A 14,491-nucleotide genomic window follows, 5' to 3' on the forward strand; every position below is an offset into this window, starting at 1 on the left:
CCGTCCGGTCAGTCCTTCGAGCGGCGCTGCTCCGGGTCCTGCGTCTGCGGTTCCGTGGATGCGGCCGATGACCCCGGTGCGTCCGGGGACGCGAGCTGCCGGAGGTCGAGCTGGGCGGTCATCGTGCCGAAGTGCTCCGTGACCTGCTCCGAGACCTGATCCGACAGCTGTTCGCTCACGTCGGCTGAGACGCTCTCGGTGAGCTCTGCGGCGAACAGGCGGCGCTTCGCCCGCTGCTCCCGTCGCACCTCGATCCCGAATGCCTTGAACGACGAGATGCACATGAGGATGATCACGACGCTGAAGGGCAGCGCGGTGATGATGGCCGCCGTCTGCATCGACGCGAGACCGCCCGCGATGAGCAGCGAGATGGCCAGGAGGCTCGTCACGAGTGCCCATGCGATCCGGACCCGGTTCCGCGGCTCCGTCCCGCCGGTCGTGAGCATGCCCATCACGAGTGATCCCGAGTCGGCCGAGGTCACGAAGAACAGGAGGATGAGCAGCAGGGCGCCGACGGTCGCGATCGATCCACCGGGGAGGCCGGCGAGCATGTTGAACAGGGCGGTGTTGAGGTCGACGGGACCATCCGCACCGCTGAAGTCACGGCCCTCCAGCGACTGCATGATGGCGGTGCCGCCGAGCACGGCGAACCAGAGGAAGGTCACGAGGGTCGGGACGAGGAGGACGCCGAGCACGAACTGCCGCACGGTGCGCCCCTTCGAGATGCGGGCGATGAAGACGCCGACGAAGGGTGCCCACGACATCCACCAGCCCCAGTAGAAGGTCGTCCACGAGGACTGCCAGGCCTCGCCGGCAGCACCCTGGTACGCGGAGACGTTGAAGGTGAGTCCGACCACGTTCTGGAGGTAGGCGCCCATGGCCTGCACCCATTCGCGGAGGAGGAACAGCGTCGGGCCGGCGAACAGGACGAAGAACAGCAGCAGCGCCGCGAGGACGAGGTTGGTGTTCGAGATCCACTTCATGCCCTTGTGCACGCCGGAGACGAGGGAGAAGATCGTGACGCCGGTGATCACGAGGATGAGGATGACCTGCGTGACGATGTTCGGTTCGGCGAGGCCCGTGTACCCGAGCCCCGCGGAGATCTGCAGCACACCGAGGCCGAGCGAGGTCGCGACGCCGAACACGGTACCGATGACGGCGATCGCGTCGATCGCATTGCCCCAGCCGCCCTGCACGCGCTTGCCGAGCAACGGCTCGATCGACCACCGGATCGACATCGGGCGCCCCTTGCGATGCACAGCGTACGCCAGCGCCACACCCACGACCGCGTAGATCGACCAGGCGTGGAGTCCCCAGTGGAGATAGGTCTGACTCATGGCCTGCTGGGCCAGGGACTGCTGGGAGCCCGTGACCCCGGGGCGCGGCTCGAGGAAGTGTGTGAGCGGCTCACCGACACCGTAGAAGACCAGGCCGATCCCCATTCCGGCGGCGAACAGCATGGAGAACCAGGACAGGAGCGAGAACTCCGGTTCGTCGTCGTCCTTGCCGAGCTTGATGTCGCCGAACTTCGAGACGGCGAAGACGATCGCCACGATGACGAACCCGGCGACGAGCAGGACGTAGTACCACCCGAGGCCTCCGATGATCCCGGACTGGATGGCGTTGAAGACGGACTCGGCCTGTTTCGGGAGCAGGATCGAGAACAGCGCGACACCGAGGATGACCACGAGGGCCGGCCCGAGCACCCAGGGGATGACCTTCGCGGGGGCGCCACCAGCCGCCGCGTCGGAGGTGGGGATGGTCTTCGTGCTCACGTGTGCGCTCCTCGGGCCGTGCGGGCGACCCTGCGTCGCCACGATCATCAAGGGTAGGGAGCCGCGGCGATCCGGACAACGTTGCGCAGCGGGCCCTGGTGTGCAGTCCGGCGTGCGCGCTCGTCGACCGGCTGGGCGGTCCCGGACGCGTCGGTGCCTCTCGGACATCGCGCCCACCCCCACTCGGGGCACGGATTCGAGCGAATCGGCACCGTGGCGAGGCTTTGTCGGGCACAATTGCGGATGACCATGCAGGAGGATCCGTGCCGAGAACGCCCCGCGACCGACGACGTACCCGGACGGCCGTCGCCCTCGGCGTCGTCGCCGTCCTCCTCGCCGGCGGTGCGCTCGCGGTGTCGCTCGTGAGCCGCGTCCCGAACGCCGCTGCCGGCCCGTTCGACGGAGCGCAGTTGTACGTCGATCCGTCCTCGCTTGCCGCCCGAGCCGCCGCAGCCGATCCGGCGGCCGCGACCGAGGAACCGACGAGTTCCGCCACGGCCGGGACGAGCGGCGGTTCGAACGGCGACCCGAGCGACGTCGCCCAACAGCTCGCAGCGGCGGAGCGGCTCGCGGCGGAGCCGACCGCGATCTGGCTCGTGCCGGAGCGCTACCCGATCGGAACCGTCCGGGACACCGTCTCCGAGGTCGTCCGGTCCGCCGAGCGCTCCGGGTCCATGCCGGTCTTCACGGTCTACGGCGTGCCGGAGCGGGACTGCGGCAACCAGTCCGCCGGTGGGTTGTCGAGCGACGAGTACCAGGACTGGGTCGCCGAGATCGTCGCCGCCGTCGCGGATCACCGCGTCGCCGTGATCCTCGAACCGGATGCCGTCGCGCTCGCGCCGGACTGCGGTGACCGCACCGCGCGGATGCGGCAACTTGCAGCCGCGACCGAGCAGTTCGCGGACGCATCGGTCCCCGTGTACCTCGACGGCGGCCACTCCGACTGGCGACCGCCCGCCGAGATGGCCGAGCTCCTCCGGGAGGCCGGTGTCGCCGACGCAACGGGCTTCGCCACCAACGTCTCCAACTACAACACGACCGAGGACGAGATCGCCTATGCGGAGGAACTGAGCGGCCTCCTCGACGGCGCCCATTACGTGATCGACACCTCTCGGAACGGCAGTGGCTCGAACGGCGAATGGTGCAACCCGTCCGGCCGGACGGTGGGGCAGCAGCCCCTCACCGCGCAGGCCGAACACCTCGACGCGAACCTCTGGGTGAAAGCCCCCGGCGAGAGCGACGGAGCGTGCAACGGTGGCCCCCTTGCTGGGGTATGGTGGCCGGAGCAGGCCGTGCAACTGGCCAAGGGATTCAGCGCGTGGTGAGTCGGCAACGGCTACATCCGGCACGTCGCTGACGGGTGGAACGGGTAGGGGCATCGTGACCGAAGAGCTGAGCGAACGTCGGACCGCGGTCGTCATCGAAGACGACGCGGACATCCGCCAACTGCTCGAGACCGTTCTCGAGCAGGCCGGATTCGAGACCGTGTCCGCTGCGAACGGTCTGGACGGCGTCGAGGCGGTGCGGAGGCACAACCCCCTCGTCACGACCCTCGACGTCAGCATGCCGGGTATCGACGGCTTCGAGGCTGCCAAGCGCATCCGCGCCATCAGCTCCACCTACATCGTCATGCTGACCGCCCGAGGCGACGAGATCGACACCCTGCAGGGCCTCGACTCCGGCGCCGACGACTACATGACCAAGCCCTTCCGTCCGCGCGAGCTCCGTGCCCGCATCGAGGCGATGCTGCGTCGGCCTCGCGCGAACGGTGATGCTCCGGCCGTCGCCGCGGCGGCACCGGCGCAACCGGCTCCGACCGCGGTCGCGCCGGCTCCCGTCGCTCAGGTCGCGACTCCGCCGCTGCAGCAGCAGGTGTCGTCGCCCGACCCCACGATCGTCCACGAGACCGTCGCGCGTCATGCCGCTCCCGTCGGTCAGTCGGTCGTCCCGATCATCATGCAACCGACCGCCGCAGCGCCCGATGACGGCGAGGGGTGGCTCGTCCACCGCGGTCTGAAGCTCAGCTCCGCCACCCGCATCGTCGAGGTCGACGGCACCGAGGTCGACCTCACGCGGAGCGAGTTCGACCTGTTGCAGGCACTGATGGAGTCCCGCCGTCGGGTGCGCAGCAAGGCGGACCTCGCGCTCATGCTCCGTGGCGAGAGCTACATCACGGCTTACTACGTCAGTGAAGCCGACAAGCGTGCGATCGAGGTGCATCTCGCCAACCTGCGACGGAAGCTCGCGGACAGCACAGTGGCCCCGCGGTTCATCGAGACGGTGCGCGGCGTCGGCTACCGCATGACCTCCGACGACTGAGACCGCCGCGGTCCCGACCGCGACGGAGCCTCGCCGGCGACCAACGACGCCTGGTGGACGGAGCTCAGGATTCCGCCGCGTCCGCCGCGTCGAGTTCGAGCAGTCGTTCGCAGCTGCGGCGGCCGACCTCCTGGAGGGCGGTGTGGATCTCGCGTGCGCGTTCGAGTCGCCCGAGCTCGATCGCCTGGAGACCGGCACTCGCGAGTCCGGCCACCCCGATCACGCCCAGCATGACGCTGGAGGAGCGGATGCTGAGGAGGACGACCTTGGACTCGTCGGTGTCATGCGCGTCGAGCGCCGCTCCCAGACGTGCCAGACGGGTGGGCCACATCTCGACGTAGGTCTGGACGAACCGACGACGACTGCGCAGGTCGCCCGAGAGTTCTCGGAGCAACCTGCGCAGTTCGTCGGCGTCGACCGTGCCCGGGTCGGGGGACGTCACACGCGGTAGCCGCGCTGACGACGGATGAGCTTGCCGAACATGCTGAGCGTCTGCAGCACGGTGATGACGCCGAGGACCGGCCAGCCCGCCCAGAGGATCGTGGACTGGACGACGGGGGAGAGCTGGGTCCAGGCGGCGACGATCGCGATGATGGCGGCGAGGACGAACAGGAGCGGCGCGAGGTGCGCGTTGCCCGAGCCGCGTTCTGCCTTCGCCTGCTCGGCCCAGTTGTCGACCTTCTTGTTCGACGCGAACTTCGACCAGGCACGGATGAAGTGGCCCATGCGGATCCACATGTAGAACTCGGCTGGGAAGATGAGGACCGCGAAGAGGATGTCGCGGGCGTTCCGCTTCTTCATCGACAGCGCGATGCGCAGGTTGAGGAAGATCGCGACCAGCGGCGGGATGAGCCACACGGGGCTGAACACGAAGGCGTGGATCGACAGCGACCCGGCGAGCAGCACGACGAAGAGGATGCGCGTGACGATGTTGAGGAGCATCTCCGCGTTCTCGAGCCACCGCAGTCGGAGGTTCGGGTGGAACGGCTGCCCCTTGGTGTCGCCGCGCTGGCCGGGCCACATGAGCTCGATCGCGCCGTAGTTCCACTTGACCTGCTGGGCGTCGAGGGAGCGGACCGTGGTCATCCCGCCGACGTCGGCACGGGCACGGGCGCTGATCTTCGTGAGGTAGCCGGCGCTCTTGATCTGCAGCGACAGGAGCGAGTCCTCCACCTCGGAGTCCTTCACCCACGGGGTGGACTGGTGGTTCTGCTCCATGGCGTCGCGCAGGGCCTGGACGGAGAAGATCGAGTACTGCCCGCCGAGCACGGCCATGTTGCGGCCTCGGAGCATGTTCTGCATGTTGAACGCGGCGAACTGCGTGCGCTGGCCGGCGATGAGGAACGCCGGGACGAGCTGCTTCTTGAACGGCTCGTCGTCGATCGAGAAGATCGCGGAGATGCCGCCGATGCGACTGTCCGAGACGATCTCGGCTTCGAGCGACTCGATCGCGGTCGGGTCGGCGACCGTGTCACCGTCGACACCGAGCAGGTAGTCGTAGCCTTCGACGAGCGTGAAGCCGTAGTTGAGCGCGCCCACCTTCTTGTCGGGGTTCTTCCCGATGTCGTGGATGAACACCTCGGTGAACTGCTCGTAGCCGTCCTCGTCGACCCGGGAGTGCGGGCCCGCGTAGGGCGCGGCGACGTCGACCGACCGGTCCGTGGTGTTGTTGATGACCACATGGATCACATCGGGCATCCGCGTCTGCTCGAGGAGGGACGCGAGCACCGCCGGCAGCGACTCCTCCTCGTTGTAGGCGGGGATGATGCACCCGATGGTCGCGCGGTACTCGGGGAGCGAGTTGACCGAGTCGATGAATTCGTTGGCATACGCTTCAAGTTCGGGCGCGAGAAGCGGCTGCGTCTGAATGTACCGAGGGTCAGGCTGCTGGGCGTTGGGCCGAGAGCTGTCCGGTCGCGCTTCGAGTTCTGACATCAGGGGTCCTGTTCCGAGTGGGTCGAGTGCAACGGTTCGCGCTGCAGTTGCAACTCTGCCGCGTTGGGCGCGGCTTTCGCGCGTGAATGCGATAGCGTCGGCTCAGGATTTCCTCAAGATTCGCGCTGGCCCCAGTTCGTGGGTCATACGGACCCTCGAGGGTCACTCGATCATCCCTCCGACACCCGCCAGGAGCCTCATGTCGAACCACCCAAGCCCGGTCCGGAACCGGCACGTCAGGCACGCCCTCCAGGCCGCGACCGCCGCCGCGCTCGTCCTCGGGCTGAGCGCCTGCGGGACGCCTCCGTGGGAGGAGCCGGGCGCGCAGCCGACCAGCTCGCCGCGCGTGTCGAAGACACCGAGGCCGACGGTGAGTGCGATCACCAACGAACTCGCGAGCGGGAGTGCCAAGCACACGCTCACGGCGGGCTCCGCCACCCTCACGGTCGACTACTGGTCCACACTGTCGATGGACGCGTGGAGCGCGGACGTCAACAAACCGGTGAGCTTCTCGCTCAGCGGCGTGCTCAACCCCGACGACCTCCAGGCGCTCTATCTCTCGCGGGTGACGCTCACCACGACCGTCCACGGACCGAAGGGGCAGCTGGAGTCGCCTGCCCCGTTCACCGACCAGTCGACGGTGGCACCGGGGTACCTCATCAAGGCACCGTACAGCTACAGCCAGACGTTCGTCCTCCCCGAGGTGGACAGCTCCGCGACCGGCGTCACCTTGACGATCACCTACGAGCTGCTGGTGCAGGCGACGCCGACGTCCGCCGAATATGCGAAGCAGACTGCGGTGGACACCCTGACCATCGCGATCGCCCCGCCCGCCTGACCGAGCTCGATCCGATCCGTCAGCGGCCCGTCGGCGAGGACGAGGCGAGGACCGTGCGGTTCCCGCCGGACGCTGCGGCACGCAGGCTGGCGTCGCTGGCGGCACGCGTGAGGACGGCGACGTCGTACCCGAGGTAGTCGGTCAGAGCGATCCCGATGCTGGCCGTCGGGCGCAGGCGCGGCGTGGTCTCGACGGGGTGGTCGAGCAGGCCGTCCTGGATGCCCTTGGCCGCCTGGAGCGCGACGTCGGCGTCCGTTGCGGGGGTCGCGATCAGGAGACACCCCGCGCCGTCCTCGCCGATGTCGGAGAGCGTCGGGCCGTACCGACGGACCGAGGAGATGAACCCCTCGGCGACCTCACTGCTGAACGCTGCTCCGAACGCCGTCTTCATCTCATCGAGGTCGTCGAGCCGGACGTGGAGGATCGCGAGCTGCTCGTCATGGAAGTTCGCCCGTTCCAGCCAGTCGTCGACGATCCGGACGAAGGACTCCTGGAGGAGGACATCGTCGCCCGTGTACGCGACGATGCTCCCGTGCCGTCGGCTGGCGGGTGCGGCGCGCTCGGCCCGCAGGACCGAGAGCACCACGGTCGCGACGATGAGGAGCGCGATGAGCAGCAGCGAGGCGGCCACGGTCCCGAAGAGCGTCGTGAACAACGAACCGTCCGGCCCCTCCACGAGGAGTGCGACCAGCCGAGCCGCGAAGAACGCCGACGCGATGCCGAGCACGATGGTGAAACCACGGGTGGTCGGGTTGTCCCGCATCGCGCCGACGAGCGTCTCAGCCGCGCCGAGGCCCGCGAAGAGGGCGATGCAGAGGAACGTCGCAGGCGCGCCCGCCCAGGGGCCTCCCGAGGGGCCGGCGGCGAGCGCGGCGACGATCGTGACCGCCGTCCCGATGAGTGAGACCCAGAGCAGACTCGATTTGCCGTTGAAGAGCCGCGCGCCGGACCACAGGGCGGCGATGCTCAGCACGTATCCACCGTTCCCGGCGGCGATCGCCCACCAGGCCTCCTGGCTCAGGGCGCTGACGACGTAGGAGAAGCTGGTGAACATCCCGGCCATGTAGGACACGGACCACACCCTCCCGCTCGCGTCGTCCTTCCGCATGAAGGTGTTGACGATGAACGTCGCGCCGCAGACGAAGATGACGAGCGCGTTGATCACCGCGACGGTCTGGCTGTCGAAGGTCATTCGGTGCCGCCTCTCGGAATACGGACGACCGCGGTCGTGCCCTCACCGAGCACGCTGTGGACGGTGAGGTCGCCGCCGTGCAGACGGACGATGTCCCGACTGATCGCGAGGCCGAGACCGCTGCCGTGCACCGTGGAGTTGCGGACGAGGTCGGAGCGGAAGAACCGCTCGAAGAGCTTCGGTTGGTCCTCCTCGGAGATGCCGATGCCGGTGTCCCGCACGATGACCCAGGCGGTGTCGCCCTCCGCGGTGACACCGACGCTCAGCTCGCCGCCGTCCCGGTTGTACTTGATGCCGTTCGAGAGCAGGTTGTCGACGACCTGCCGGAGGCGGAACGGGTCGGCGAACAACGGCACGGCCTCCTCGTCGTGGCGCACGATGGTGATGCTCCGTTCGGCGGCCACGTGCGCCAACGACTCGACCGAGCGGTCGACGATCTCCCGGAGCTCGCACTCGGAGCGTTCGAGCACCATGGTCCGGTTCACGTCGCGGGAGGCTGCGAGGATGTCCGCGATGAGTTCGAGGAGTCGATCGCCGTTCGTCTGGGCGATCGTGAGCTGCTTCGCGACCCGCGGTGGGAGCCCCGGGTCGTCGAGCGCGAGGTCGAGGTACCCGAGGATCGACGTCAGCGGCGTCCGGAGCTCGTGCGACACGGAGGCCACGAGGTCGTCCCTGGCGCGGATCGCGTTGATCTCGCTCGTGACGTTGCGTGAGACGAGGACCGTGCCGTCGTAGCCGCCCTCGTGGTCGTAGAGGCGGCGGGAGGTGAGGGCGAGGGCGATCCGCTCGGTACCGGGGGCGCCGAGCCACACCGTGAGGTTCTCGAACTCCTCACCACGGCGTGCACGGATGTACGGCTTGTCCTGCGGCTGGAGGAGGGTCAGTCCGTCCTCGGCCCACACCGGGAGTGCGGGATTGACGTCGGACAGCTCGCCGACCTCGTCCTGCAGCCGCGTCTGGAACCGGTTGACCATCGCCCGGGCTCCGATGCGGTCGAAGCGGACGACGCCGAAGTTCACGGCGTTCAGGATCTCCGCGAGGCGGCTCTCCTGGTCCTGTGCACGCCCCAGGGCGGTCTCGAGCTGTCCGGCCTGCTTGTTCAGCAGCACGCGCTGCGCCTCCGTCCGCTTCGCGGTCATCGCGGTGGAGACGGCGACGAACGCGAGGACCGTGGGCAGGATGACGAGCGCCGGCAGGTTGGCGATGGTGATGTCCCCCGGGGTCATCGCGAGGGATGACCAGCTCGACGTGCAGACGAGCACGATGGCGGTCACGGCACCTGCGAGGCCGAAGGCCGTCGCCATCCAGATGGTCGGGAAGACCCAGAGGAGTCCCGCGCCGATCAGGGGTTCGCCTTGCCGGATGAGCGCGATGGCGATGATGTCGAGGATCGGGAGCGCGATGAGGAGCCGCGGCACCTGGTGCCACGGCACGATCGGCGCGAGCGCCGTCGCGATGAACGCCAGGATCACCCCGATGTAGAAGAGGACGGAGTTGTCGTCGACGCCCTGGAACAGGAGCGTGGCGAAGAGGATGGCGACCACCGCCAGGCCGAAGAGCAGCTGTGGGAAGGCGCTGTAGCCGGTCATCCGGCCGACGCGTCGTGGGACCTCGACCGCGTGCGGGCCCGTTCTCGTGGGCCCGGTGTCCGCGAGACCGGGTGCCGAGGCGGTGTCACCCGACGCCGACGGGCCGGACGGGGGAGTCCGTTCTCCGATCGGCTTCGCGGGCATGGGTTGAGCGTACCTCTGTCGGGGGTGGCGGAACGTGATACTGGGGACGGCTTGCGCCGGTGCGGGGATCCCCTCTAGCGGGTGCCCCAGTCGTAGAGCTGCTTGTGCAGGCGCAGGTAGACGAAGGTCTCCGTTCCGGAGACACCGTCGACGGTGCGGATCTCGTCGTTCAGCAGCGCGATCAGTTCCTCGTCGTCCTCGCAGACCACTTCGACCAGCAGGTCGAAGGAGCCGGCGGTCAGGACGACGTAGTCGACGGCCGACAACGCGGACAGGCGGTCCGCGACCACGCGGGTGTCACCGGTCACCCGGACGCCGATCATGGCCTGTCGGGTGAAACCGAGCTGCATCGGGTCGGTCACCGCGACGATCTGGATGACGCCGGACTCCGTGAGCTTCTGCACCCGTTGCCGCACCGCGGCCTCGCTGAGTCCGACGGCCTTCCCGATCTCGGCGTAGGAGCGGCGTCCGTCGGTCTGGAGCTGCTCGATGATCGCCTTCGAGGTGTCGTCGGGCGGCGCCGCCTTCGCCGGTGCATCGGAGCTCGCTCGTGTCATGCGTCGATCATGACAGCGTGGACGGGTCGCGGCAAGCGGATCCGCAGGACCGACCGACCCCGGCGTCCGGATCCGTCGTCGCCGATCCCCGGACGGAATCCGCCGAGCCGGGTGGGGCGGTCCTGCGGTCGGCCGGTACCGTACTATCGTCGAGGGTGCATCAGCCACCGCCAGCCGTATTAGAGGAGCAGACGTGACCGAGCACGGGCAACGGATCGTCACGCTGCCCGGCGGGCGTCGAGTCTCACTCGCGTGGGCCGGCATGACCGATGTCGGCAAGCGACGCGAGTTGAACGAGGACGCCTTCGTGGCGCTCCCTCCCGTGTTCGCCGTGGCCGACGGCATGGGTGGGCACTCCGCCGGCGAGGTCGCGAGTGCCGCGGTCGCGCACCGCCTGACCAAGGCCACCGAGGGAGCCGAGATCCTCACCGTCGACGGCCTCGTCGACGCGCTGCGCATGGCCGTCGCGGACATGATCGACACCGCGGAGGAGGGCGAACTCGGCATGGGCACCACCGTCACCGGTGTCGTGCTGACGGCCGACGAGGGCGAGGGGCGCGTCGCGGTCTTCAACATCGGCGACTCCAGGGTGTACCGGCTGCAGGACGGCGAGCTGGTCCAGGTCACCGAAGACCACTCGATCGTCCAGGAGCTGATCCGCGCGGGAGCGATCAGCCCTGAGGAGGCGGAGTTCCACCCGAACAGCAACATGATCACCCGGGCCGTCGGACCGTCGGACGACCCCGTACCTGACGTCGAGCTCTTCCCGATCGAGACCGGTGCCCGATGGCTCGTCTGCTCGGACGGGCTCACGAAGGAACTCACCGACCACGGGATCTGGTACTTCCTGACCGAGGGGGCCACGCCGGTCGACGCGGCCGAACTCCTCCTGCGTGCCGCCCTCGACAACGGCGGACGCGACAACGTCTCGGTCATCGTGCTCGACATCGCGGCGGTCGACGAGAGCGTGGAGCAGCCCGCCTCCTGAGCCCGCTCCACAGCCGCTGCTCGCGCGGGCTTCGCGCCCGGTCGGACCGTCCCGTCAGCCGGTCAGGGCCGCAGGGTGCTCCACTGGAGCCATGAGCCCTTCGGACGTGACGCCCTCCGCGACCACCTCGCACCGGCCCGCGACGACGCCGGCCCGCCTCCGTGCCCCCAGCCCGCCGGCAGAGCCGCCCACCGGGTCGCTCCCGATCCTCGCAAGTCTCGCCCCGGTCGTCGGGTCGGTCGCCCTGTTCGCGATCACCGGCTCACCCGTGACCCTCGTCTTCGCCGCGCTCGGGCCCCTGATCGCCGTCGCCGGCTACATCGACGCACGCTGGACCAGACGTCGGCGCGGACGGCGGGCGCGCGCGGCGTATGACGCTGCGGCGCAGGAGCTGGAGCAGGACATCGCGCGAGCACACGTCGAGGAACGCGAGGAACTGCGAGCACTCCACCCTGCCGGTCGGCTCCTCGGGGTCATCGACGGACCCGATCGTGCCAGGTGGCGGGTACCGGAGGCCCGCCGCACGCTCGTCTGCGTCGGGCGAGGGGAGACGAGGAGTGCCGTCCGAGTGGACGCGGGGGCGGACGACGACCGATGGGAGTGGGCGGCACGGCTGTCCGAGGCGCCGGTCGTGGTCGAGGCGGTCGAGGGGATCGGCATCGTCGGTGGGAAGGTGTTCGCGCGCGCGGTGGCCCGCAGCATCCTCCTGCAGCTCGCCCGACAGCTCCCGCCGCAGGCAGCGCAGTTCTCCGGGGAGCCCGCGGCTCCCGACGACCGCACCTGGGCGTTCCTCGAGGACCTCCCGCACCGTGCGGTCTCGGACCCCGCCGACCCGATGCCCGGTGGGCGACCGGCGGAGCCGACCCTCGTCTCGGTCGTCGAACGCTGGGAAGCGGTCGGGTCCGCCGCGGGGCGATCGGGAGGACGCCCGCCGACCGGCGGTGTACTCGTCGCCCTGTCCGACACCGTCGAGCTCATCCCCACCCGCTGCCGACACCTGCTCGTCCTCGATACCGACGGCCAGACCGTCCTCGCCGACGGTACCGGCGCCTCCACGTCCGTGCCGGTGTCGCCAACCCTGCTCGCGGAGGCCGAAGCGGAACACGTCGTCGAGGCGCTCACCGCCGCCGCACTCACGACGGGGGAGTCCCCGACCCTCTCGAGTCTGCCGACCGACGTCGCCTTCGCGCAGGTGCATCCGGTGCGGGGCCGTCGCCCGTCGGTGGGATCCGACTGGCGGCCCGATGCGCTCCGGGTCGCCGTCGGCACCGGCGTCGAGGGCGTGCAGCTGCTGGACCTCGGAGCGGACGGACCCCATGCACTGGTCGGCGGCACGACCGGGAGCGGCAAGAGCGAGCTGCTCATCACCTGGATCACGGCTCTCGCCGCGCAGTGCTCGCCGCAGGAGCTCTCCCTGCTCCTCGTCGACTGCAAGGGCGGCGCCTCCTTCCAAGCGGTGGAGACCCTGCCGCACGTGGTCGGGATGGTGACCGACCTCGAACCGGGGGCGGCGGACCGCGTCGTGTCGAGTCTGCGAGCCGAGCTCCGCCACCGTGAGCGCGTGCTCGCCGGACACGGGGCGCGGCACCTGCTCGACCCCGTGCTCCTGCCGGAGCATCGCCCGGCACGGCTCGTCGTCGTCGTCGACGAGTTCCAGGCACTGCTCGACGCGAGCCCGCACCTCCATCAGGTGTTCGCCGACCTCGCGGCCCGCGGGCGATCACTCGGCCTGCATCTGATCCTCTGCAGTCAGCGTCCTGCGGCGGTCGCCGCCGACGCCATCCTCGCGAACTGCACGCTCCGCCTCTCGCTCCGGGTCACCTCGCGCCCCGACAGCGCCGCGATCCTCGGTGTGCCCGATGCGGCCGCGATCCCGGCCGGAACACCGGGCCGCTGCATCGTCTGGAACGGCGACCGACGACTCGTGTTCCAGTCCGCGGTCACCACCTCCGACGACATCCTCGCGGTCCGTGAGCGCTGGCGCGACGCGCCTGCACCTCGGCGACCATGGCTCGACCCCCTGCCGGCACGCCTGGCCTTGAGCGCCGTCTCGGCGATCGAGGCGGGACGTGCCGGAGGCTCGGAGCGCACCGGTGTCGACTGTCCTCCCGGGGAGGGCATCGTGTTCGGCCTCGCGGACCTCCCCGAGGAGCAGGCACAACGCCCCGCGGTGTGGTGTCCGGAGCACGACGGCTCGCTGCTGGTGCTCGGCACCGGACGTTCCGGTCGAACGACCCTGCTGGACACGCTCGAGGTCGGCGCGCGCGATCGCTTCCGCGTGGAGCGCGTCGGCCAGGATGCCGAGCAGGCCTGGGACACCGTCATGGCGCTGTCGGATCCGCTCCGCCCGACCGAGCGGACCCTCCTCCTCGTCGACGACGTGGAGTCGCTCCTCGCCACCGCCGGGGACGAGCACGGCGCCGCACTCCGCGATGCACTGCTCGGCCTGCTTCGAGACGGGGGACGCCGCGGCATCAGCGTCGTCCTCGTCGCCTCCCGGCTCGGCGGTGTGGTCCACCGGTTCTCGGCTCAGCTGGGCAGCACCCTGGTCCTCCGCCTCGCCGATCGGCAGGATCATCTCGTCGCCGGCGCACCCGCCTCCTGCTTCGATCCACGCCGACCCGCCGGCCGCGCGCACTGGCAGGACTCGGAGGTGCAGATCGCGCTCGCTCCACCGTCGCCGACGTCACCGTCCTCTGCGCCCGGGGTCCACCGCTGGCGGCCGAGCCCGGCACGCGCGACCGTCATCGTCACGCGCGCGACCGGAGCGGTCCGGGCGATGCTGCAGCGCTCGACCGGGACGGAGCTACGCGTGCGGCTCATCGAACCGGCAGCGCACCTGTTCCCGTCCGCACCGCTCGCGGGCGTCGCGGGCATCGAGAGCGACGTCCCGGAGGACGACGCCGCGATCGTCGTCCTCGTCGACCCCGAGACGTGGCTGTCGGGCCGGTTGGTCGTCGGGCGAGACCTTCCGCCGAGCACCGCCGGTGCCGACCTGGTGGTCCACGGCTGCTCCGCCGCCGACTTCCGGCAGGTGACCAGGAGCCGTGAACTCCCGCCGCTCCTCGGCTATGCGAGCGGCCGTGCCTGGTGGTGGCGGGCCGGACAGGAGGCGATGCGTGTGGACCTGCTCGGCTCCTGACCCGAAGGCGCC

The 14,491-nt window shown here is 69.7% G+C and carries 11 protein-coding genes; 5 read left to right on the top strand and 6 right to left on the bottom strand.

The genetic code is table 11. The features are described 5' to 3' along the window. Window positions 1–8: 8 nt before the first annotated feature. Window positions 9–1,775 carry a BCCT family transporter gene (locus IFT89_RS09270; RefSeq protein WP_374190796.1) on the bottom strand — a complete coding sequence of 589 codons (1,767 nt, stop codon included), beginning with the start codon at window positions 1,773–1,775 and terminating at the stop codon, window positions 9–11. A gap of 263 nt (window positions 1,776–2,038) precedes the next feature. Here IFT89_RS09270 and IFT89_RS09275 point away from each other — a divergent pair, with 263 nt between their 5' ends. Then, window positions 2,039–3,100 carry a glycoside hydrolase family 6 protein gene (locus IFT89_RS09275; protein WP_161578601.1) on the top strand — a complete coding sequence of 354 codons (1,062 nt, stop codon included), beginning with the start codon at window positions 2,039–2,041 and terminating at the stop codon, window positions 3,098–3,100. A 55-nt stretch (window positions 3,101–3,155) separates the two neighbouring features. Continuing rightward, window positions 3,156–4,094 carry a response regulator transcription factor gene (locus tag IFT89_RS09280; RefSeq protein ID WP_374190797.1) on the top strand — a complete coding sequence of 313 codons (939 nt, stop codon included), beginning with the start codon at window positions 3,156–3,158 and terminating at the stop codon, window positions 4,092–4,094. A 64-nt stretch (window positions 4,095–4,158) separates the two neighbouring features. On the opposite strand, the gene IFT89_RS09285 is transcribed toward IFT89_RS09280, so the two are convergent. After that, complete coding sequence (locus IFT89_RS09285; protein WP_137243289.1) at window positions 4,159–4,536, bottom strand: hypothetical protein; 378 nt, start codon at window positions 4,534–4,536, stop codon at window positions 4,159–4,161. Then, a complete protein-coding gene (locus tag IFT89_RS09290) occupies window positions 4,533–6,029 on the bottom strand; it encodes a glycosyltransferase (RefSeq protein WP_079707182.1) in 1,497 nt (498 codons plus the stop codon). The genes IFT89_RS09285 and IFT89_RS09290 overlap by 4 nt, the downstream gene beginning before the upstream one ends. A 199-nt stretch (window positions 6,030–6,228) precedes the next feature. Between IFT89_RS09290 and IFT89_RS09295 the strand changes: the two genes are divergently transcribed. After that, the gene (locus tag IFT89_RS09295; protein WP_244650673.1) at window positions 6,229–6,867 is read left to right on the top strand and encodes a hypothetical protein; all 639 of its coding nucleotides are present in this window, start codon (window positions 6,229–6,231) and stop codon (window positions 6,865–6,867) included. Window positions 6,868–6,886: 19 nt separating this feature from the next. Here IFT89_RS09295 and IFT89_RS09300 read toward each other — a convergent pair whose 3' ends face one another. The 3 genes from IFT89_RS09300 to IFT89_RS09310 form a co-directional block, all read right to left on the bottom strand. Then, the gene (locus tag IFT89_RS09300) at window positions 6,887–8,059 is read right to left on the bottom strand and encodes a diguanylate cyclase domain-containing protein (RefSeq protein ID WP_079707181.1); all 1,173 of its coding nucleotides are present in this window, start codon (window positions 8,057–8,059) and stop codon (window positions 6,887–6,889) included. Further along, complete coding sequence (locus IFT89_RS09305; protein ID WP_159879183.1) at window positions 8,056–9,792, bottom strand: sensor histidine kinase; 1,737 nt, start codon at window positions 9,790–9,792, stop codon at window positions 8,056–8,058. The genes IFT89_RS09300 and IFT89_RS09305 overlap by 4 nt, the downstream gene beginning before the upstream one ends. Window positions 9,793–9,866: 74 nt before the next feature. After that, on the bottom strand, window positions 9,867–10,349 hold the full coding sequence (locus IFT89_RS09310) for an Lrp/AsnC family transcriptional regulator (RefSeq protein WP_064295326.1): 483 nt from the start codon (window positions 10,347–10,349) through the stop codon (window positions 9,867–9,869). A gap of 193 nt (window positions 10,350–10,542) precedes the next feature. Between IFT89_RS09310 and IFT89_RS09315 the strand changes: the two genes are divergently transcribed. Beyond that, entirely contained in the window at window positions 10,543–11,337 is a 795-nt protein-coding gene (locus tag IFT89_RS09315) for a PP2C family protein-serine/threonine phosphatase (RefSeq protein WP_229939081.1), read from the top strand. A gap of 91 nt (window positions 11,338–11,428) precedes the next feature. After that, window positions 11,429–14,479, top strand: a complete 3,051-nt coding sequence (locus IFT89_RS09320) for an FtsK/SpoIIIE domain-containing protein (RefSeq protein WP_202938801.1) — start codon at window positions 11,429–11,431, stop codon at window positions 14,477–14,479. Window positions 14,480–14,491 lie beyond the last annotated feature (12 nt).

Source organism: Plantibacter sp. CFBP 13570, assembly GCF_014841395.1.
GTDB lineage: Bacteria > Actinomycetota > Actinomycetes > Actinomycetales > Microbacteriaceae > Plantibacter > Plantibacter auratus.

Coding starts and splice junctions, on each gene's coding strand:
- IFT89_RS09300 (WP_079707181.1), bottom strand. CDS start 8,059: ATGACCTTCGACAGCCAGACCGTCGCGGTGATCAACGCGCTCGTCATC.
- IFT89_RS09290 (WP_079707182.1), bottom strand. CDS start 6,029: ATGTCAGAACTCGAAGCGCGACCGGACAGCTCTCGGCCCAACGCCCAG.
- IFT89_RS09305 (WP_159879183.1), bottom strand. CDS start 9,792: ATGCCCGCGAAGCCGATCGGAGAACGGACTCCCCCGTCCGGCCCGTCG.
- IFT89_RS09320 (WP_202938801.1), top strand. CDS start 11,429: ATGAGCCCTTCGGACGTGACGCCCTCCGCGACCACCTCGCACCGGCCC.
- IFT89_RS09310 (WP_064295326.1), bottom strand. CDS start 10,349: ATGACACGAGCGAGCTCCGATGCACCGGCGAAGGCGGCGCCGCCCGAC.
- IFT89_RS09295 (WP_244650673.1), top strand. CDS start 6,229: ATGTCGAACCACCCAAGCCCGGTCCGGAACCGGCACGTCAGGCACGCC.